The organism is Bacillus sp. BC05(2025), from assembly GCF_056725905.1.
Window position 1 is genome coordinate 180,087 of the sequence record NZ_JBWYRA010000001.1, and the last position, 20,049, is coordinate 200,135.

Genomic DNA, 20,049 nt, shown 5'->3' on the forward strand with positions numbered 1-20,049 from the left:
ATTTCCTACAAAAAATAAGACAGGATACGATATGATTTAAAGTAAAACTCAACCTATAAAAAGCGCAGGATATGGATCCTGCGCTTTTTTATCGCAATTCAGCTGTTTTTCTAATAACAATCTTATCAATATCATCTTCTTCATCACCGATAAATAAACCGCGTTCTTTTAAATAGGCTTCAAAATATAAATCTGCTTCTGCACGTTCATCATACGGTTTTACAGATAGAACGAAACCTAATTTGTTTTGTTCCTCTAAATGAGAAGTGGAGATGTAAGCCGGTACATTGTGGCGTAAAAAGAGTTCTTTAACCGGAATAATCATATCTTTCATTAATTTCGTTAACATACCCATTTCAAACTCGAAATTAAAGCGATCTATGCTACATAAATCAGCGAATACTACACCGATAAAACCTGTATTAAATACTTCTTGATAATCTACTTCTTCGTTACCATAAAAATTCTTTTCGATTAAATAATTTATAAAGTAGGCAACACCGTCACTTTGTTCAAATGGTTTCTTTGAGAGAACAAAGCCAATTTTCTTTTGTTTATGTAAATACACACATGACATGTATGCTGAAATGTTATGTTCTTTAAATAGAGAACTTGTTGCCCCAGAGAGGCCATCAAGTACGTGATGTACAATTTGAAGTTTTTTACGAGCGAAATAATAGGATTTCTTTTGTAACTCCAATGTATCAATAAAGACAGAGCCGATAAAGCCTGTATTTGAAATGATAGGTGTTTGCTTTTTTCTTCCTCTGCGCTTTGCTTGAGCCATTGTAAAAATCATCCCTTCATGTACAATTAAAATAAAAAGAACGTTTGTTCGTATATTTATATTTTACTATTAAAACGCTCTAAAGTAAAGGGTTTTTGACGAAAAAAACAACAAAAAAGACACCTGTAAAAGGTGTCTTAAATGCTGTAGGGCAGAGGGTTCATTCCTACAATTTATATTATGATACAGAGACAATCTCTTCTGTATCTTCTACATCTAAATGACAGTCCATAGTACGAACATCTTGATCTTCATGACTTCCGAAATAAATAGTAATTTTCATATGTATCGCTCCTTTATTCTAGGAATACCTAAAATAATTACTAGTAATGTTAATATTTATTATATACCACTTTTTTCATTCCGACAACGTTATATCATTTTTAATTCTTTTAGAGCGTAAAGAGTGATGTATGGAGCTATTTTTATAGAAATAGGCACATTTCATATATGTTATATTTAATACTGAACGATTCGAATACGAATTTTTATGAAAGGAGAAAAAGAATGAATTATAAACAGTTATTAATAGATAACTTCACTTATAAAACGTCATATATTGCGCGGCAGTTACACGGAATGAATGTAAAAGAAACGAAGGATTATATTGCTGTTGACTGTGGTTTACCGGCAGATACATTCAATATCATTACTTTGCTAAACAATAATTTAACGGAAGGCATTGAGCCATTATATAAAGAGGTAAACAACTATAATCAAAAGAAATTCCCAATGAGTGTTTGGTTTTGGGACGATAGGCAAAAACAGACTATAAAAAGCGAATTAATAAAACTTGGCTTACAAGAAGCAGAACAAAATATTGCGATGGTAGCAAACTTAAAAACAATACATCCAACAATAAATATACCAAAAGATTTTAAGATACAAAAAACATTTTCACCAGAACAAATTAAAAATTTTGGAGAAGCGTTAGCTAGTCTGTTTGGTACATCAGAGGAAGGTATACATGTTCAAACATTCTACAATCAGACCGCTTCTTTCGACTTATGGAATAGTGAAAATATGAAACTATACTTAGGAATTTATAAAGATGAAGTCGTGTCAGTCGGTTCATTAGTATGTACAAAAGATAGTGTTGGTATTTATGATATAGCAACGAAAGAAGAAATGAGAGGAAAAAGATTTGGCTCTACTATGTTTCATTACTTGCTACAAGAAGCAAAGGAATTAAATATTGCTCAATGCGTATTACAAGCTTCACCTGATGGGATTAATATTTATAAAAAGGCTGGTTTTCAATCTGTTGGACAAATGACTGTTTTTGAAAATCGACATTTATTTGAATAAATAATCCAAGCCAAATTGCTTTCATGTAGGAGTTAATACATCATTATGAAAAGAATATATATCGTTACAATCATTTGCACCATTATATTAATAGGTACTTTCGTTTTACATAAAGTAGATGAACTTAAGTATACGAAAGCTATTAATCAATCAAATCATATAAAAAACATTGCACATAGAGGAGCTTCTGCGTATGCACCGGAACATACAATACGAGCTTATAAATTAGGACAACAATTAAAAGGTGATTATATTGAAATTGATCTTCAAATGACAAAAGACGGACATTTAGTAGCTATGCATGATGAAACAGTAAACCGTACTACAAACGGTACTGGTCTAGTTAAGGAACATACATTAGAAGAAATAAAGCAACTAAATGCAGGTTCTTTTTTCAATGAAAAGCATCCAAGTTTAGCAAAGAAAGTATTTGAAGATGCAACAGTTCCAACATTAGAAGAAGTTATTGAAACGTTCGGGCATAATGCTAATTATTACATTGAAACAAAATCGCCAGATGAATATGCTGGTATGGAAGAAAAACTATTAGAAATTATAAAGCAATACGAAATAAATGATAAAGTTATAATTCAATCATTTAGTGAAGAAAGTCTGCAAAAAATTCATAGTTTAGATGTTACTTTACCGCTAGTACAATTACTACCTTACAAAAAGGCAGTTCAATTAACTGAATTAGAGATAAAAAAGTATAAAACATACTGCATCGGTCTTGGGATGAACTATAAATATATAGATTCAGCTTATGTAAAGAATATAAAGAAACACAGATTAGAAGTTCATCCATTTACTGTGGATAATGAAAAAGATATGAAAAAGTTACTTTTATGGGGCGTTGACGGGATGTTTACGAATTACCCGGATCGATTACACTCTTTATTAAAGTCTTGATTAAAAGATACTGCTCTTAATGTAATTTTTTACAAATATTTCCGATTAATATATGATTAAATTAATCTTGTTAAGTTGAAAAGGAGTGTAAGTAGTATGAATATATTAGCTGTTGTTCCACGCCTCTATGTTTCTGACTTACAAACTCATCTAGAATTTTACAAAATACTATTGGATCAAGAAACACCACATGAATTTCAAATGAACGGAACACATGTGATTAGATTTACAAATTTACTTTTAATTGAAGAATTAAATGAAACAATTAAGAATCAAGTTGCTGCAACGATCGTGATTGATGATCTCCAAAAAGTAAAAAAACTAGTCTTCAACTATAACGGTGTAATGATTACTGAACCAATACAAGTGCCCACAGGGATGAAAATGATAGTGCGACATCCAGATGGTAACATCATCGAATACATAGAGCCAATATTGAAATGAAATCCGAAAAAGAATCCAATAAAAGTATTGGATTCTTTTTATTTAGCTCTATGTGACTAACTTAAAGCAATACGATTTTCAATTTATAAATAAAATATTACATTGAGTATGATTTTTCGTAATAATCATCAGAAAGTAACGAAAATGTAATGGATTTTAACTACGCTTTTTATATTTTTTTGATACACTGACTACGAGAGGAATACCGATTAATGTAGGTAAAAACCAAAACCATATAGGTGGCAGTAAGTTAATTAAGGGAATATGAATACCGACATTTACTAAAAGTGCAGTAACAGCGCCAATATAAGAGCCTAACATACCTCTAATATGATGGTGAAGCCAATTTTTCCAACGTTTTTTTCGTGCGAGGTATCCATAAATCGCAAATGAATAAGAGAAAATTGCTACATAAAATAAATATGCGATTTTATCCCAGTTTATAATGGATAATATAATGGCAGTAACGGTGATAACGACATAGGATGCGTGATATATTTCACCCCATTCCGTATGTTTACCTTTCTTCTTTTGAGCAACCATCGCTATTATCCCAGTGATTAAACATATCGTTCCAAATAATATGTGGATGGTTAAAAGAATGTGGAAAATGCTCATCATAATTCCTCCCTTTTTATTTTTATAGTATTGCAGCATAGGAGAAAAGTTGAAACATATTGTTTATTCACTTTAATATATTGAAGTAAAGGTACTTCAAGAACAAGTTTAAACGGACAAATTTTTCTTGAGTTTAGTGAGACACGTATTACGTGAAATGAAGGAGAGACTTCCATGTTTACATCTATTACATATTTACAATCAGGGAATGACAAGCAACAAAAAGTATATGATGTTTTGAACAAACTAAATATTATGGAGGATTTAGCTTTGTATAGTCCCGTTCTTTGTGGGACAATCCCTATAAGAATTGATACTCTTCAATCTGACTTAGATATAGTAATGGAAGTACATAACTTTGATGTTTTTGAACAAGAAATGAGATCTTTATATGGTTCTTATGAAGGGTTCAAAATAAAAAAGAAAAAAATGAAAAATACTGAATCGATAAAGGTAAATTTTAAATTTGAAGGTTTTGAATTTGAATTATTTGCTCAGCCTAAGCCAGTGCGTAATCAAAATGCATATAGACATATGATAGTAGAGCATATGCTATTAATGCAGCATCCCCATATAAGGGAAGAAATTATTCGCTTGAAAGAAAACGGTTTGAAAACAGAACCTGCTTTTGCTCAAATATTAAATATTGACGGAGATCCTTATGAGGAACTTATTTTGTTAGGGCAGGAAATGAGATTGTGGTAAATAAGATACACAAAAACTCCTCTTCTATCTATAGAGGAGTTTTTGTTATGCCATTAGCTTACGAATTAATTCATTCAGTAATTTAATCCCGTTAGTCATTTGCTCTGGAGAAGCATATCCATATGATAAACGAATGTATTGATCTGATTCTTCTTCATAAATACGCCCTGGGTTTAAAAGAATTCCTTTTGATAGTGCCTCTGAAAATAATTTCTTCATCGGAATGCTAGGTATAACCTTTAGCCATATAAAGAATCCGCCGCTAGGAATATCCCACGTTGCAACATCTGCACAATACTTATTTAAAGCCCGTATCATGATTTGTCTTCGTTCTTTTAGTTGAATTCTTACGTTCGCTACATGTTCTTCATAAAAACCTTTTTTTATCCATTCAGCAGCAACTCTTTGAGATAAAGAGCTCGATCCATAGTCTGTTTGCATTTTTATATCTGACAATCTATCAATAACTGGTTCGGGTCCAATAATCCATCCAATTCTAAGTCCTGGGCTAAGTGTTTTAGATAGGCTACCAATATATAATACATGTCCATGTTTATCTATCGACTTTAAAGGAGCTGGAGGTGGTTCATCAATCCATAACTCACGGTAAATATCATCTTCAATAATAGGTAACTGTTCCTTTTCACATATTTTTATTATTTCTTTTCTTCGTTCTTTAGACATTAATATCCCTGTTGGGTTTTGAAAACTAGGGATAGAATATAAAATGTTTTTCTTTTGACTATATTTAATGCGTTTTAATAATTCGTTAGGTAAAACACCGTGATGATCCATAGCTATACCAGATAAATTTATATTTGCTGATTGAAATACATGAAGTGAATATAAGTAAGAAGGTTGTTCAAGTAAAACAGTTGATTCTCGATGTAAAAGACCAATTGATATTAATTGCAATGCTTGTAATGCACCAGAGACGATTAATATAGAACACGGTGACGTATGGATTCCGAATGATTTTACGTATTTACTTATTGCTTTACGTAACGGATAAAATCCTTTTTGTTCTTCGTATCCAAAATAATCTAATTCGTCACTTACGCTTTTCATAATGGACTGCATAGTTTCTAGCGGAAAAAGTTTAGGCGCAAGTTCACCTTTACTAAGATGGATAAGTGTTTTATTTGCTTCTGCTTCATTTATTTCTCGTACCATTAACTTGCTAGGTTTATGAATACCAGCCTTTACATATTCACTCCAATCAGGCGGGGGATTCGTCGCTAATAATGACCATGTATTATTTGTTACAATTGTTCCTGATCCGATTTGTCCTTGAATTAAGCCATCTGCCATAAGTTCATCTAGCGCAGTTATTACAGTACTTCGATTTACATGAAATAATTTAGCTAACTGCCGTTGACTAGGAATCTTACTTCCAATAGGCCATTCTCCGTTTTCAATTTTTTCTTTCATATAGTCTACTATCTGCCGATATTTAGGCAGTTTTTTATTAATTGTCATAAAAAAACTCCCTCGTTCACTTTAAAAATGCTAAGTGGTTGGTTTTTACGATAAGTAACTGGTTGAAGACATTGTATCAACTATTAAATATGATGAAAAGAAATAATTGGTAATTATAAAGTGGTTGGTTTGAAGGGGGAGAAAACATGAATTATAAAAAACGGGATATTCCGATTATTTGTGCTCATGCTTTTACGATTTTAATATGGGGGACTGCCTTTCCGGCAATTCGTATGGGGCTTGAATCTTATACACCTGAGCATCTTACTTTACTACGTTTATTAATCGCTTCATTTATACTTCTGTTGTTTTCTTTTATTTATAAGTTACGGCTACCGGATTTAAAAGATATCCCAGCAATTTTTATGTTCGGTGCGTTAGGATTCACTTTTTATCACATAGCATTAAACTATGGCGAAAAAACAGTAAATGCTGGATCTGCAAGTTTAATTGTTTCCGTCACACCTATAGTAACGGCAATTCTTGCTTCTGTCTTTTTGAACGAGAAAATGAAATTAAATGGTTGGATCGGTGGAGTAATTAGTTTTATAGGAATTGCTCTCATATCATTTAGTCAAGGAGATGCTATTCAATTGAATAGTGGGGGATTATTTATATTATTAGCAGCGATTTCGGAAAGCCTATATTTTGTTTTCCAAACTTCTTACTTAAAAAAGTACGACTTTTTACCATTTACCATATATACAATTTTATCTAGTACTGTATGTATGCTTATTTTCTTACCTGGAATGTATACAGAAATACTAGCAGCTCCTCTTGAAGTGAATATGAGTGTTATATATTTAGGTTTATTTCCAACAGTACTCCCATATATCGCATTGGCTTTTATCATATCTCATGCTGGTGCTGCTGAGGCAACAAGTTCTCTATATTTAACGCCAGTAACTGCATGTTTTATTGCTTGGTTATGGTTAGGTGAAGTACCGACTTTTGTTTCGATAATTGGCGGAGTGATTACTATACTCGGAATTGTGATTGCTCATATACCAGTATTAAGAAAAGAAAAACATAGGAATTTAGCAAATAATCAATCCGTATAATGTAATTCAATAATAATTTTATGATACTTTTTTATATAGTTTCTTTCTTAAGTTGATAAATATAATATTTTGTATTTCAGTTAAATATTGTATGTTACATTTTGTGTATTAAGCATTTTAAAAGGAGATGACAACATAATGAATGGAAAAAGAAATATTTTCACATGTATTTCTATTATAGGAATCGGTCTAGCTAGTTTTTCTAATTCTAGTTTCGCATCAAATGTAACGGACAATTCAGTACAAAATTCTATTCTCGTAGTTAATCAACAAGTAGCTGCTGCAAAAGAAATGAAACCATTTCCCCAGCAAGTTAATTATGCAGGTGTTATAAAACCTAATCATGTTACACAGGAAAACTTAAATGCTTCTGTAATAAATTACTACAATAATTGGAAAAAGAAATATTTGAAAAATGATTTATCTTCTTTACCTGGTGGTTATTATGTAAAAGGAGAAATTACCGGTGATGCTGATGGGTTTAAGCCACTTGGAACTTCAGAAGGTCAAGGATATGGGATGGTAATTACTGTGTTAATGGCTGGTTATGATTCAAATGCCCAAAAAATCTATGATGGTTTATTTAAAACAGCAAGGGCTTTTAAAAGCTCTCAAAATCCTAATTTAATGGGGTGGGTTGTAGCAGATAGTAAAAAAGCACAGGGACATTTTGATTCTGCCACTGATGGGGATTTAGATATTGCGTATTCCCTTCTTCTTGCTCATAAGCAGTGGGGGTCAAATGGATCGGTTAATTATTTGAAAGAAGCAAAAAACATGATTACAAAAGGTATTAAAGTTAGTAATGTTACAAATAATAACCGACTAAATTTAGGAGATTGGGATTCTAAAAGTTCACTTAATACAAGGCCATCAGATTGGATGATGTCACACCTTAGAGCATTTTATGAATTTACAGGTGATAAAACTTGGCTTACTGTTATTAATAACTTGTACGATGTTTATACACAATTTAGCAATAAATACTCTCCAAATACGGGGCTCATTTCAGATTTTGTTGTGAAAAATCCACCACAACCAGCACCTAAAGATTTCTTAAATGAGTCACAGTATACAAATGCATATTATTACAATGCTAGTCGGGTACCATTAAGGATTGTAATGGACTATGCGATGTATGGAGAGAAAAGAAGTAAAGTTATCTCTGACAAAGTCTCTTCATGGATTCAAAATAAGACGAATGGAAATCCTTCTAAAATTGTGGATGGTTATCAATTAAATGGATCAAATATAGGTAGTTATCCAACTGCTGTATTTGTGTCACCGTTTATTGCTGCAAGTACAATGAAAAGCGATAATCAAAAGTGGGTAAATAGTGGATGGGATTGGATGAAGAATAAGAAAGAAAGTTACTTTAGTGATAGTTATAATTTATTAACTATGCTATTTATTACAGGTAATTGGTGGAAACCAGTACCTGATGATAAGAAAATAGAAAACCTAATAAATGATGAAGCTCAAAAAGGATACGATAAATAACAGGGTATTCTTTTTACTATTTCGTGAAGCAATATAGGTTTACAATTAAATAAAGAAAAATTTAATAAGATCATGTTGTAGGTTATTGTTGGAAAAGGGAGAATATGTCACTCTGTTGAATATAAAAATACAACTTATTTATAAAGGAGCCTAAAATATTGAATATCCAGTTAAAGGTTGTTACGAGAGAAAATTGGGAAGATGTATTAAAATTACAAGTTAAAGAAGAGCAAAGAAAATTTGTACCAACTGTAGCAGTTTCACTTGCTAAAGTATATATAAAACCAGATGGTGACAATGTAGAGTACATACCATTTGCGATATACGATGGCGAGCTAATGGTTGGTTTTGTTATGCATGCTGTTATAAAAGAGACAACAGATATGTATTGGATAAATGGATTTATTATCGATCAAAAGCAGCAAGGGAATGGGTACGGAAAAGCGGCATTACAGGAAAGTGTCTATTTAATAAAAAATACATGTAAGGCTTGTAAAGAAATAAGGTTAACAGTACATAAAGATAATCTCTCTGCAAAGAAATTATATGAACGTTACGGTTTTCAACCATTGGGACATGATTATGATGGGGAGCAAGTGTATCGTTTATTTGTTTAAGTATTATAAAGTAAAGGTGTGAAAGGAAAGATGCAATTTTCGGAAGTGAAAATCGAAGTGTTTATTCCTGAAGAATACATTGAGATATTGCGGGATGAGCTAAATAGAATTGGTGCTTGTAAAACAGACAAATATGACCATTGTCTTTCCTATAGTTCCGTGAAAGGATACTGGAGACCATTAGACGATGCATCACCTTTTAACGGAGAAATTGGTCAAATATGCGAAGGGCAAGAATGTAAAATTGAAATAAAGTGTAAACAGGGCCTTGTAAAGGATGCACTTGAAGTGATTAACGAAATTCATCCGTATGAAACCCCTATGATTTATATCATACCGATATTAAATGACTACTTTAATCAAATATAAAGTAAAGGACTGGGAGGAATAAAAATTGAAAAATAAATTTCATCATATTGTACGAGCTGTTTTGATAAAGGATAAAAAATTGTTAGTGGCTGAATATATTGGCCATCATTATTTTTTACCAGGTGGTCACGTTGAAGTTGGCGAATCGGCCGAGAATGCATTAATAAGAGAACTAAGAGAAGAACTCGGAGTTAACTGTAGTATCAAACAATTTTTAGGCGTAATAGAAAACAAATGGGAAGACCGAGAAGTTCTTCATCATGAAATTAACCACATTTTTGAAATAGATTCACAAGAGTTACATAATGATTTCATACCAAAATCTAAAGAGTCTCATTTAGCGTTTCACTGGATAGATTTTACTCAAGAAGCTTTAAATACTTATAAGATCATGCCAGCTCCTTCAGTTAAAGAGTTGCTAGAAAGAAAATTAAGCGATGAACTACTAAACTGTTGGATTAGTAATTTTTAAACACCTCTATTAATAATAAATTCGTCTACCGAAAAGGGATTAAGAAAATAGGCTAAAAAACAAGGTACATCACCTAGTGTAAGTTCATATTTTGTTGATGTACGCATTTAGTCTATAGCCTTATTTCTACTTTGTTTGCAAAAATAGATGAACTTTAACATTCGGACGGAATTTATTTTTATAAATGGAGGGTTTCGTAATGAATCAGTTTCAACAAGAACTACAATCATTAAATCTTAATGATTATCAATCTGGTAATGTTGTGTATTGGGATCAACTACAACAAAATCAATATCCATACTATTACATTCAAGACGATGCACGTCGTTGTGGCGGATGCGGAGGCTGTGGTGGTCGCTGTGGTGGATGTGGCGGAAGATGCGGAGGTTGCGGTGGTCGTTGTGTAGGATGCGCTGGTTGTTTCGGTTGTTTTAACTGCTGGAACTGGTGGATCATTTAAGTATAGAAAATCAATCATATTTCTCATGAAAGAAAGGTGTAAATATTATTTTATACTTTTCTTTCATGCTGTAATTTTTTATTCGTGTTAAGGGGGATGCATTTGTATACATACGATAAGTTAATTTCTTGGGTAGAAAATATAAAAAAAGAAAATCATAGTTCTGCAACAGCACTGTGCATCATAAAAGATAACAAAATCGTACTAGAGCATTATAGTGGCCATCATTCAAATGTATCTACAAGCAAGAAAGTAACAGCTTCATCACAATTCAACGTTACTTCTGCGAGAAAAAGTTATTTAGGTTTAATGGTAGCATATATTAGGAATTACCGGTCCGACTATATTAGTAATACCTGAATATAATGTAGTTGTTGCGAAAATGTATAATAAAAGATATAACTACGGCGGTGATAATTATTTATATTATTTACGTGAATTCAGTAATTTAGTCGCGGATACATTTCGTAACGGTAATGGGGCATAATTACTCCTATAATGAAAAGGAGTGAGAGAAAGTGAAAGATAAAATGAATAAAAACAAAAAGCAAAACATTAAAGATGTAAATACAGAACAAAATGCAATTTATAGCGATCCGAAAGATGCGGCTAATATGCAAACGGTACCGCAGCCGAAAGATTTTGATGAAATTGAATATTAATTTTTCGTTCATCCGACTATATGATGAATAAAAAATACATCTTAAGTCCCATCACATAATTGAAATCTTTTGGTACTCTATATACATAAGCATTTGAAAATGTCTTATCTTAACAAAGCTTTCTTTAAGTAAGTCTAATATAACCTGCAGAAAGACACTTCATTATGGAGTGTCTTTTTGCGTACATGAATTCAATTTCCATTTTTTCATGCAGTATCTTGCTTCTTATGATGGTTATACTAACTGTGAAAATTCATGTCATGATAAAAGAAGGGGACAGTTAGTATGAAACAAACCTCTATAAATCCGTTACTAATTGTTCTAGGTACAATCATTGTTCAAATTGGTCTTGGGACAATTTATACATGGAGTTTATTTAATCAACCCCTTGTTAGTAAGTTTGGATGGAATCTCAATGCAGTTGCAATAACTTTCTCCATAACAAGCTTTTCTTTATCGTTTTCAACCTTATTTGCAGGAAAGTTGCAGCAAAAATTAGGGCTTCGAAAACTCATCGCTACTGCAGGGATTGTGCTGGGACTTGGTTTAATACTTAGTTCACAAGTTTCTTCTTTACCATTACTATATTTATTAGCTGGTGTAGTAGTTGGTTATGCCGATGGAACTGCTTATATTACTTCATTATCTAATTTAATTAAATGGTTTCCAAATCGAAAAGGACTTATTTCTGGTATATCTGTTTCTGCATATGGAATGGGCAGCTTAATCTTTAGATATATAAACGGAAGTCTTATCGATAGTCTTGGTGTATCACAAGCATTTTTATATTGGGGGATTATCGTTTTACTTTTAGTATTAACTGGATCGTTCTTCTTACGTGAAGCAATAGTAAGTAACACTGTAACTGAGACTTTACACAATGATTATACACCTCGTGAAATGATGCGAACGAAACAAGTATATCTTTTGTTTTTTATGCTATTCACATCGTGTATGGGTGGTCTATATTTAATCGGTATGGTAAAAGATATCGGCGTGCAGCTCGTTGGACTTAGCGCAGCAACTGCAGCTAATGCCGTCGCAATGATTGCAATTTTTAATACAGTAGGTAGAATCGTTCTTGGAACGTTATCGGATAAAATTGGCCGAATGAAAATTGTTTCTGCAACGTTTATTATTATTGGATTGTCAGTCTTTACTTTAAGTTTCATTCCACTAAATTACGGCATTTATTTCGCTTGTGTAGCAAGCGTTGCATTTTGCTTTGGTGGTAATATCACAATCTTCCCAGCAATTGTTGGAGATTTCTTCGGATTAAAAAACCATAGCACAAATTATGGGATTGTATATCAAGGTTTCGGATTTGGTGCACTTGCAGGAGCGTTCATTGGAGCTTTACTGGGTGGATTTCAACCGACCTTTATTATAATCGGTGTTTTAAGCGTTATTTCCTTCATTATTTCGATATTAATTCGTCCACCAAAAGCAGAAAACAAAAAAGAAACACGACATTTATATCGGAAAGTAGCTTAATTTATAAAAGAGTCCTTGTATAGGGCTCTTTTTATATTACAAAATAAGTGAAAATGATTTGAAAGGTAATAAAGTAATTTATTTCTTTAGCAACTAAGTAGCAGATTAGTAAAATATTCATATTGTTTTATAAAGGCATTGAAATCATGTTATAAACCTACATTAACCACCTTTGTTATTAGATATGCAATTCATTTGTAAACCATTATTTTATTATAAAGGTAGTTGGCTTATATTGGTTACAACTATAGTTTCTTCTTTTATCGCATTCACTTCAACCAATATTGATGACATTTTTATACTTCTTGTTTTATTTTCACAAATAAGGACAGGAGTAATTAAGAAAGAAGGTAGAACTGTCCGAGGAAAACCTAAAATGAAAGAACTTTATATTGTTATTGGACAATATTTAGGGTTTAGTTTCATTATTTTCCTAAGTATCATCGGTTCTTTAAGTGCTTTTTTCATTCCTGTTTCGTGGATCGGATTATTGGGATTCGTGCCAATTTATATGGGAGTGAAAGGACTATTGTCACTTCATTCTTATAAAAGTAATCAAGTCACTGATAACGCTTCTAGTTCAATATTTAAAGTAGCTTCAATTACATTAGCTAATGGAGCTGATAATATTTCGATTTATATACCAATGTTTGCTAGTCAAAATCTTAATGCCAATATTGTTACATTAGTAATCTTTTATTGCATGATAGCAATATCGTGTTTTATTAGCTACAAATTGATAAGAGCTCCTATTTTAGCTAAAGTACTTGAAAGGAATTGTCATATTATCGTTCCAATCGTTCTAATTGGCTTAGGAATGTTCATTCTCTTTCGGAGTAATACAATTGAATTATTGTACTAATTAAAAAGAATCAAACGCGGTAAAAAGCCATACTACAGATAAAATGTAGTATGGCTTTTCTTAATATTAGTGAAATGACGACTATTAAGTTAGACAGGATATTACGATTATTAAATTGAATAGATACTTTAAAAGGAGCGTGATAATTAAAATGAAAATAGTAAAACAATGGATCCAGGAAGATAGTGATTACATAAGAGAAAAAGTAATTGAATATAACCAAAAACATATTTCGGATGAAGAGAAAAAGCCTTCAGAAAAAATTAGTTTTATAGTGCGAAATGAAAAGGAAGAAATTGTAGGCGGAATAACTGCAATTACATTTTGGCACCACGTACATGTCGATTTTCTTTGGGTTTCTGAAGAATATAGACACGAAGGCTACGGAACCAAGTTATTAAAACTTATTGAAGAATTTGCAATTGAACAAGAGTGTAGGCTAATCAATTTAGATACTTTTAGCTTTCAGGCACCTGCGTTTTATAAAAAACATGGATATAAAGTAATTGGAGTAAGTGAAGATCACCCTAAAGGGCACAATCGATATTATTTAGAAAAAAGGTTAGAAATTATATAGAATCCAAAAATGAATTTATCAAAGTATAAAGAGCGTACGTTGAATAGTTGCTTTCAAAATACGTTCTTTTTTATTTAGTAATAAAGAGATATCGATTATTACCTTTACTAAGCGCAGATAAATGAAATACTCAATTAAATTTTTTATATTTTAAAATGATTAAATGGTAGAATGTAACAAAGGCAGAAAATTCTTGTTATTGAAGGTGGACTTAGATGAAAAAAGTAAATGTTACATATGCACTTTTATACGATAAAACAAATGAAAAGATCTTAATGGTAAAAAACAAAGGAAAGAATGGTTCTTATTACACATTACCAGGTGGCGCAGTTAAATTTGGTGAAACGTTAGAGGAGGCAGTCGTTCGGGAAGTGAAAGAAGAAACCGGGCTACATATAACTATAAACGGTATTTGTTACATTAGCGAAGCATTTTTTGAAGAGAGAGGACACCATGCAATTTTCTTTAATTTTTTAGGGGAAATAATTGGCGGGGAAACAAATATATCAAGACCAAAAGAAATTGAAGAGATTACTTGGATGGAATTACATAGAGCAGCACCGCATTTACGTATACCAGAACAATTATTAAATACATTACAAAGGAAAGAAACAGTACCTTACTTTTTTAACGGAACAATCGTTCATCAATCTTCATAAAATTATCATATTATGTAAGGCGGGGGAAACATGGAGTTTATCGTTAATCATAAACAGTTCACTCAAGCACTTTCAGAAGTAAGTAAGGCTATATCTACGAAAGCTATAATCCCTATACTATCCGGTATAAAAATAACTGCAGATCAATCCGGAATTACTTTAATCGCAAGTAATTCAAACATTTTCATTGAAAAATTCATCCCTAGTTCTACTGAAGACGACCGAATAACAACTATATTAAAAGCAGGAACTATAGTAGTACCTGCTAAATATTTTATTGAAATTATAAAGAAAATGCCAAGCCATGTAACAATAAAAAGTAAGGATGAGCAAATCATTACGATACAATCAGAAGAAATCACATTAAACTTAAATGGACTTCCAACATACGAGTTTCCGAATGTACCACTTATAAACGATCATGCAAAAGTACAAATAGAAACAGAACAATTGATCGAAGTGTTTAAACAAACTGTCTTTGCGGTAGCGAAAAATGAATCTAGACCTGTTCTTACCGGTGTTCATTTAGAGTTAGATCAAAATAAATTAACTTGCGTAGCAACTGATTCACATAGACTTGCTAAACGCGAAATGATAATTGCTACAGATACGAAAGCAAGTTGTATCGTACCAAGTGCAACTATTAGCGAACTGCTAAAATTAATGAGTAGTAATTCAGAATTCGTATACATCTATCTTTCAGAAAGTCACATTATTTTTACATTCGGCACAACTACATTATATTCAAGACTAATTGAAGGGAAATATCCTAATATATCTAGTTTAATTCCAAATGACTTTCAAACAGTCATTAACATAGATAGAAAAAGGATTTTACAAGGCGTAGATCGATCAAGCTTATTAGCAAGTGAATGGGCAAATAACAATGTTAACTTAGAAATTGTAAACGAATCTACAATTAAAGTTTCTTCTAACGCTTCTCAGATTGGAAAAATATGCGAGACGCAACAAGTGGATGCGATTCAAGGTGAAAAACAATTAAATATATCTTTCGATGGACGATTTATGTTAGATGCTTTAAAGGCAATAAAAGAAGAAACGGTTACTTTAAGCTTTAGCGGTTCTATGAGACCGATATTAATTGAAGCAGGGACACAATCTGCAGCAGTACATCTTATATCTCCAGTAAGAACTTATTCATAAGAAAGGAAGCATATTATGTACAAGCACACTTTATGTTTTATAAAAAGAAATGAAGAGATACTTATGTTAAATAGAGAATATGACCCTGTAAAAGGATTGTGGAATGGGGTAGGGGGAAAGATAGAAAAGGGAGAAACACCTTTAGAAAATGCAATTCGTGAAATAAAAGAAGAGACTAATATAGAAGTTACGCATGAACAAATTCAATTTAAAGGCATTATTAAGTGGGAGGATTCTTCATATTCTGGGGGTATGTATCTTTATCTAATTGAGCTAATGAATGAATTTACATATCAAACTCCTAAAAAAGTATCAGAAGGAATTTTAGATTGGAAAGAGATTTCTTGGATTCTAAGTGATTATAATTACGGTGTAGGAGAGATGATACCAAATTTTTTATATGAAGTACTCCACAATGAATTAATATTAGAGCACAATTTTGTTTTATCTAATCATAAATTAATAGATTATAGAAATGAAGAATTGGCTAAGCAGGATAGTTCTATAGATAATATAGTTCAATTATAAAAAGAAGGAATTGTAATCTATCATACACAGCAAAATAATTATCATTTAAATTATTCGAAGAGTAGCTAAGGAGAAAATTTATATGAGGATGAGGGTATTGAAGAAAATAATTATTTTACTCATAGCTCTAGTTTTAATTACTTTTGCTTTTTATGAATACACAAAAAAAGATAGTGTAGCTAAAAATGATAAAGTGTATGTAGAAGACTTTAAAGGTAAAAATGATTCAAATAAAATACAATCTGCTATTAATAAAGCAGAATCTAGTAAAACGAAAACGGTATTGCTGGATGATAAGAAGTACAAGATCACCTCGCCAATTATAGTGAAACAAGGTGTAAAGTTATTATTTGGTTACGGAACACAATTTGTTGTCGAAGGTAATTTTAGAGTTCTAGAATTAGAAAAAAACGCATCAATTGAAGGAGCCTATATAGCTATAGACGACCCTACATTTAATTCTGAAGTTATATATTTAGACGGCAAAAATAAATATTATAACACGTGGCACAAGACACAAATAAAAGATATAAATATTATTAATTGGACAGAAACAAATAAAGGTACCGGAATTTCTTTATACTCGGTTGGAAAAGAAAATGAAATTTCGTTTGTTAATTTTGAAAACGTTAAAGTTGTAGGAATGGAAACGGGGCTAAAATTAGTAGCTAAGAAACCGCAATCTGGTTATGCCTGGATAAATGCCAATCGTTTTATGAACTTCTCGCTTGAAGATTGTGTAAATATGATTTATATGGATAGTAATGTAACTACGCCAAACGAAATTAGCGGTAACCAATTTACAAATCTACAAATACAGCCATCGAGTAAAACAAAAAATATATTAAGAATAAGTGGACAGCATAACAAATTCAGTGGAATGGTGTGGGATTTACAGAAAATCAATCATGAAAAGGAGCTTATTGAACTAACAGATAAGAGTATGAATACAGTGATTGAAATGTCCAGTGTACCAGCAAATAGAATTTTAGATAATGGGAAAGCAAATATAGTAAAGTAATATTTTTATTTATGAATTCACTTCTAAAAAGCAGATAAAAATTTTAGAAAGGAGATTCCATATGTGGAAAACAAATATTATCAAAACTACTAGAGGTAATTTTGAGTATTTTGTGAAGGGAGAAGGTCCGCCTTTATGCGTTACACATATGTATAGCGAGTATAACGATAATGGAAATACTTTTGCAAACCCGTTCACTAATTTTTATAGCGTATATTTAGTTAATTTAAAGGGTTGCGGCAATTCAGATTTAGCAAATACTGATTCCGAATATAGTATGATGGAAACGGTTAAAGATTTAGAAGAGATTCGGGAAGCTTTATATATTAATAAGTGGGGGTTTGCTGGTCATTCGACAGGAGGGATGTTAGCTCTTGTATATGCGACTGAAGCACAAGAAAGTTTAACGAAAATAATTGTTGGTGGCGCAGCAGCGAGTATGGAATATGCATCTCACAAAGATAGTATATACTGTAGTAAAAATGAAAATTTTAATAGAATCGTATCAATTATGAATGCATTAAATGATGATAGTACATTACAAGAAGAAAGAAAAGTATTAAGTAAAGAGTGGGCACTTATGTCTTTTTATTCTGAAGAAAAGCTTGAAGAGGCATTAAAATTGCCGAATAGCGGAAAGACAGTTGGCAATCGGTTAAATTATTTTAGACAAGTTGAATATAAGGGTTATGATGTTCGTAAGAAACTTAAATTCATAAAAATTCCAAGCTTTATATACTGTGGTAAGCATGATGCACAATGTCCCTACATATTTTCTCGTGAAATAGCAAATTTAATCCCGAACGCAGTATTAACTAAATTTGAAGAAAGTAATCATAATCCATTCGTTGAAGAGATAGACAAATTTAATCAGTTTGTAAAAAATACATTATAATTAAAAAGAAAAAAAGCGAATCTTCTATATAAGACAGATTCGCTTTTTATAATAATTAGATTTTTCGCCACCAAGCATACCTAGGATAGTCTGTAGATTTTAACGTAATAGATTCGCCAATTTGAGGCGTTGTAACTTTAACTTCTAAACGCTTGGCTTCTTTTGTAACACGTTCTATCGGGTCACTCCATTCATGTAATGCTAATGTAAAAGCACCCCAATAATTGGAAGAAGGAGTTCTCCTTTCACGTCAATATGTGCTTGTACCGTTTCTTCAGGCATCATATGAATAGCAGACCACCTCGGATCATATTGCCCACATTCCATTAACGTAAGATCGAATGGACCATACTTATCACCAATCTCCTTAAAGTGAGGAGCATAACCGCTATCACCACTAAAGAAAACTTTTGTCTCTTTCCCTAAAATAAGCCATGAACACCATAACGAACAATCTCTATCTGTTATACTCCGTCCAGAGAAATGCCTTGCAGGTGCACAAACTAATTTTATAGTATCAAACATAATTTCGTCCCACCAATTATGCTCACTAATTTTACTAGGTGAAACGCCCCATTTCATTAAATATTGCGCAACTCCAGTTGGGACATAAAAGTGTTTTGCACGATCTTTTAACTGCATAATACTCTTGTAATTTAAATGGTCATAGTGATTATGAGAAATGATAATCGCATCAATTTCTTGAAGGTTTTCACGTTCTAAAGAAAAAGCACCACTATAACGTTTGCTATTAAACAGAGGGAATGGGGAAGAGGTATCTCCAAACATTGGGTCTAATAACAATGTTTTACCTTCTATTTTCACAAGGGAAGCAGAGTGCCCAAACCATGTCACACTCTCTAAAGACTCATTATTTTTATCCGATAGAACAATAGGTAAATTCTTTAAAGGACGCAGCTTTGATTTCATTTTAAAGTAATCAGTCATTAAACCAATAATATCTTTCGGTTTAAAACTTACATCAGTATGAATTTGATTCATATATTTCTTTTTCATTCGTTCTCCTCTTTACGTTTAACAATATACGTATGTTGTTATTGTAGCTATTTGTAGTTTAAACGAAATTAATTTACCTTTCATCTTTAATGCTGTACCTTTCATAAATTTGTCGAATTCATTATTCTTATATACAAAAAACAAATCATGCAGCAGTTAAAACGAATATAAAGTAAATGTAAATTGTTTTAATTTGGTAAATAATTTCTTGCAAACAACAAAGAACATACGTTTCGTTTTTAGGAGAAGTTCAAATTGGTCTTTATGGAAATTCTCGATATTCAACATTAAATTTAATTACAGCAGATAACGAAACATTTGAAGAATATTTCTAAAACACTAATACTGATATTAATTATAAGAAAATGCAATTAGTAAAAGGTTTCGTAGCAGCAGATAGACAAATAGATTTACATTTAAATGTAGTAGGAGGGTATGTAT

General features: G+C 31.7%; 22 protein-coding genes and 3 pseudogenes. 21 read left to right on the forward strand and 4 right to left on the reverse strand.

What is annotated here, in order from left to right; translation table 11 throughout:
- Positions 1-88: 88 nt before the first annotated feature.
- Complete coding sequence (locus ACZ76X_RS00895; RefSeq protein WP_098298401.1) at positions 89-787, reverse strand: hypothetical protein; 699 nt, start codon at positions 785-787, stop codon at positions 89-91.
- Between the two features lie 507 nt (positions 788-1,294).
- Here ACZ76X_RS00895 and ACZ76X_RS00900 point away from each other — a divergent pair.
- The 3 genes from ACZ76X_RS00900 to ACZ76X_RS00910 all read left to right on the forward strand — a co-directional run bounded on the left by ACZ76X_RS00900 (position 1,295) and on the right by ACZ76X_RS00910 (position 3,448).
- Positions 1,295-2,095, forward strand: coding sequence for a GNAT family N-acetyltransferase (locus ACZ76X_RS00900; RefSeq protein WP_479849174.1), 801 nt, complete (start codon positions 1,295-1,297; stop codon positions 2,093-2,095).
- Positions 2,096-2,140: 45 nt separating this feature from the next.
- Positions 2,141-3,004 carry a glycerophosphodiester phosphodiesterase gene (locus tag ACZ76X_RS00905; protein ID WP_479849175.1) on the forward strand — a complete coding sequence of 288 codons (864 nt, stop codon included), beginning with the start codon at positions 2,141-2,143 and terminating at the stop codon, positions 3,002-3,004.
- A gap of 96 nt (positions 3,005-3,100) precedes the next feature.
- Entirely contained in the window at positions 3,101-3,448 is a 348-nt protein-coding gene (locus tag ACZ76X_RS00910) for a VOC family protein (RefSeq protein WP_479849176.1), read from the forward strand.
- 156 nt (positions 3,449-3,604) lie between these two features.
- Here the strand turns inward: ACZ76X_RS00910 and ACZ76X_RS00915 are convergent, their stop codons facing one another.
- Positions 3,605-4,066 carry a DUF2306 domain-containing protein gene (locus ACZ76X_RS00915; protein WP_479849177.1) on the reverse strand — a complete coding sequence of 154 codons (462 nt, stop codon included), beginning with the start codon at positions 4,064-4,066 and terminating at the stop codon, positions 3,605-3,607.
- 174 nt (positions 4,067-4,240) lie between these two features.
- Between ACZ76X_RS00915 and ACZ76X_RS00920 the strand changes: the two genes are divergently transcribed.
- A complete protein-coding gene (locus tag ACZ76X_RS00920) occupies positions 4,241-4,771 on the forward strand; it encodes a DUF4269 domain-containing protein (RefSeq protein ID WP_342719598.1) in 531 nt (176 codons plus the stop codon).
- A 45-nt stretch (positions 4,772-4,816) separates the two neighbouring features.
- Here ACZ76X_RS00920 and norG read toward each other — a convergent pair whose 3' ends face one another.
- Positions 4,817-6,250, reverse strand: a complete 1,434-nt coding sequence (norG, locus tag ACZ76X_RS00925; protein ID WP_479849178.1) for an efflux pump transcription regulator NorG — start codon at positions 6,248-6,250, stop codon at positions 4,817-4,819.
- Between the two features lie 146 nt (positions 6,251-6,396).
- On the opposite strand from norG, the gene ACZ76X_RS00930 reads away from it, so the two are divergent.
- The 16 genes and pseudogenes from ACZ76X_RS00930 (at position 6,397) to ACZ76X_RS01005 (ending at position 18,591) form a co-directional block, all read left to right on the forward strand.
- The gene (locus ACZ76X_RS00930; protein ID WP_479849179.1) at positions 6,397-7,311 is read left to right on the forward strand and encodes a DMT family transporter; all 915 of its coding nucleotides are present in this window, start codon (positions 6,397-6,399) and stop codon (positions 7,309-7,311) included.
- Positions 7,312-7,449: 138 nt separating this feature from the next.
- A complete protein-coding gene (locus ACZ76X_RS00935; protein WP_479849180.1) occupies positions 7,450-8,811 on the forward strand; it encodes a family 8 glycosyl hydrolase in 1,362 nt (453 codons plus the stop codon).
- Positions 8,812-8,969: 158 nt separating this feature from the next.
- Complete coding sequence (locus ACZ76X_RS00940) at positions 8,970-9,428, forward strand: GNAT family N-acetyltransferase (protein ID WP_479849181.1); 459 nt, start codon at positions 8,970-8,972, stop codon at positions 9,426-9,428.
- Between the two features lie 30 nt (positions 9,429-9,458).
- Positions 9,459-9,797, forward strand: a complete 339-nt coding sequence (gene cutA, locus ACZ76X_RS00945) for a divalent cation tolerance protein CutA (RefSeq protein ID WP_479849182.1) — start codon at positions 9,459-9,461, stop codon at positions 9,795-9,797.
- Positions 9,798-9,822: 25 nt separating this feature from the next.
- A complete protein-coding gene (locus ACZ76X_RS00950) occupies positions 9,823-10,269 on the forward strand; it encodes an NUDIX domain-containing protein (protein WP_048525719.1) in 447 nt (148 codons plus the stop codon).
- A gap of 199 nt (positions 10,270-10,468) precedes the next feature.
- Complete coding sequence (locus tag ACZ76X_RS00955; RefSeq protein WP_317459718.1) at positions 10,469-10,729, forward strand: heterocycloanthracin/sonorensin family bacteriocin; 261 nt, start codon at positions 10,469-10,471, stop codon at positions 10,727-10,729.
- A 102-nt stretch (positions 10,730-10,831) separates the two neighbouring features.
- Positions 10,832-11,216, forward strand: a pseudogene (locus tag ACZ76X_RS00960) (hypothetical protein).
- A 31-nt stretch (positions 11,217-11,247) separates the two neighbouring features.
- Positions 11,248-11,391 (forward strand): hypothetical protein, encoded by a 144-nt coding sequence (locus ACZ76X_RS00965; protein WP_000653369.1) that lies wholly within the window; start codon positions 11,248-11,250, stop codon positions 11,389-11,391.
- Positions 11,392-11,676: 285 nt separating this feature from the next.
- Positions 11,677-12,885, forward strand: a complete 1,209-nt coding sequence (locus ACZ76X_RS00970; RefSeq protein ID WP_479849183.1) for an L-lactate MFS transporter — start codon at positions 11,677-11,679, stop codon at positions 12,883-12,885.
- Between the two features lie 235 nt (positions 12,886-13,120).
- Positions 13,121-13,747 carry a cadmium resistance transporter gene (locus ACZ76X_RS00975; RefSeq protein WP_479849184.1) on the forward strand — a complete coding sequence of 209 codons (627 nt, stop codon included), beginning with the start codon at positions 13,121-13,123 and terminating at the stop codon, positions 13,745-13,747.
- 151 nt (positions 13,748-13,898) lie between these two features.
- Positions 13,899-14,324, forward strand: a complete 426-nt coding sequence (locus ACZ76X_RS00980; protein ID WP_438880219.1) for a GNAT family N-acetyltransferase — start codon at positions 13,899-13,901, stop codon at positions 14,322-14,324.
- Positions 14,325-14,539: 215 nt separating this feature from the next.
- Entirely contained in the window at positions 14,540-14,983 is a 444-nt protein-coding gene (locus ACZ76X_RS00985; protein ID WP_479849185.1) for an NUDIX hydrolase, read from the forward strand.
- A 30-nt stretch (positions 14,984-15,013) separates the two neighbouring features.
- Complete coding sequence (gene dnaN, locus ACZ76X_RS00990) at positions 15,014-16,147, forward strand: DNA polymerase III subunit beta (protein WP_479849186.1); 1,134 nt, start codon at positions 15,014-15,016, stop codon at positions 16,145-16,147.
- A gap of 15 nt (positions 16,148-16,162) precedes the next feature.
- Positions 16,163-16,675, forward strand: a complete 513-nt coding sequence (locus tag ACZ76X_RS00995; protein ID WP_479849187.1) for an NUDIX hydrolase — start codon at positions 16,163-16,165, stop codon at positions 16,673-16,675.
- 82 nt (positions 16,676-16,757) lie between these two features.
- Positions 16,758-17,696, forward strand: a complete 939-nt coding sequence (locus ACZ76X_RS01000; protein WP_479849188.1) for a pectate lyase family protein — start codon at positions 16,758-16,760, stop codon at positions 17,694-17,696.
- Positions 17,697-17,757: 61 nt separating this feature from the next.
- Positions 17,758-18,591, forward strand: a complete 834-nt coding sequence (locus ACZ76X_RS01005; RefSeq protein WP_479849189.1) for an alpha/beta fold hydrolase — start codon at positions 17,758-17,760, stop codon at positions 18,589-18,591.
- Between the two features lie 55 nt (positions 18,592-18,646).
- Here the strand turns inward: ACZ76X_RS01005 and ACZ76X_RS01010 are convergent.
- Positions 18,647-19,608 (reverse strand): annotated as a pseudogene (locus ACZ76X_RS01010) (MBL fold metallo-hydrolase).
- A gap of 224 nt (positions 19,609-19,832) precedes the next feature.
- On the opposite strand from ACZ76X_RS01010, the pseudogene ACZ76X_RS01015 reads away from it, so the two are divergent.
- Positions 19,833-20,036: pseudogene (locus ACZ76X_RS01015) on the forward strand (RidA family protein); the annotation flags it as partial.
- Between the last annotated feature and the right edge of the window lie 13 nt (positions 20,037-20,049).

Excerpts from the sequence above, each read along its gene's own strand:
- cutA (WP_479849182.1), top strand. The coding sequence starts at position 9,459 with ATGCAATTTTCGGAAGTGAAAATCGAAGTGTTTATTCCTGAAGAATAC.
- ACZ76X_RS00980 (WP_438880219.1), top strand. The coding sequence starts at position 13,899 with ATGAAAATAGTAAAACAATGGATCCAGGAAGATAGTGATTACATAAGA.
- ACZ76X_RS00985 (WP_479849185.1), top strand. The coding sequence starts at position 14,540 with ATGAAAAAAGTAAATGTTACATATGCACTTTTATACGATAAAACAAAT.
- ACZ76X_RS00900 (WP_479849174.1), top strand. The coding sequence starts at position 1,295 with ATGAATTATAAACAGTTATTAATAGATAACTTCACTTATAAAACGTCA.
- ACZ76X_RS00955 (WP_317459718.1), top strand. The coding sequence starts at position 10,469 with ATGAATCAGTTTCAACAAGAACTACAATCATTAAATCTTAATGATTAT.
- ACZ76X_RS00935 (WP_479849180.1), top strand. The coding sequence starts at position 7,450 with ATGAATGGAAAAAGAAATATTTTCACATGTATTTCTATTATAGGAATC.
- dnaN (WP_479849186.1), top strand. The coding sequence starts at position 15,014 with ATGGAGTTTATCGTTAATCATAAACAGTTCACTCAAGCACTTTCAGAA.
- ACZ76X_RS00970 (WP_479849183.1), top strand. The coding sequence starts at position 11,677 with ATGAAACAAACCTCTATAAATCCGTTACTAATTGTTCTAGGTACAATC.
- ACZ76X_RS00915 (WP_479849177.1), bottom strand. The coding sequence starts at position 4,066 with ATGAGCATTTTCCACATTCTTTTAACCATCCACATATTATTTGGAACG.
- ACZ76X_RS01000 (WP_479849188.1), top strand. The coding sequence starts at position 16,758 with ATGAGGATGAGGGTATTGAAGAAAATAATTATTTTACTCATAGCTCTA.
- ACZ76X_RS00920 (WP_342719598.1), top strand. The coding sequence starts at position 4,241 with ATGTTTACATCTATTACATATTTACAATCAGGGAATGACAAGCAACAA.
- ACZ76X_RS01005 (WP_479849189.1), top strand. The coding sequence starts at position 17,758 with ATGTGGAAAACAAATATTATCAAAACTACTAGAGGTAATTTTGAGTAT.
- ACZ76X_RS00930 (WP_479849179.1), top strand. The coding sequence starts at position 6,397 with ATGAATTATAAAAAACGGGATATTCCGATTATTTGTGCTCATGCTTTT.
- norG (WP_479849178.1), bottom strand. The coding sequence starts at position 6,250 with ATGACAATTAATAAAAAACTGCCTAAATATCGGCAGATAGTAGACTAT.
- ACZ76X_RS00910 (WP_479849176.1), top strand. The coding sequence starts at position 3,101 with ATGAATATATTAGCTGTTGTTCCACGCCTCTATGTTTCTGACTTACAA.
- ACZ76X_RS00995 (WP_479849187.1), top strand. The coding sequence starts at position 16,163 with ATGTACAAGCACACTTTATGTTTTATAAAAAGAAATGAAGAGATACTT.
- ACZ76X_RS00895 (WP_098298401.1), bottom strand. The coding sequence starts at position 787 with ATGGCTCAAGCAAAGCGCAGAGGAAGAAAAAAGCAAACACCTATCATT.
- ACZ76X_RS00905 (WP_479849175.1), top strand. The coding sequence starts at position 2,141 with ATGAAAAGAATATATATCGTTACAATCATTTGCACCATTATATTAATA.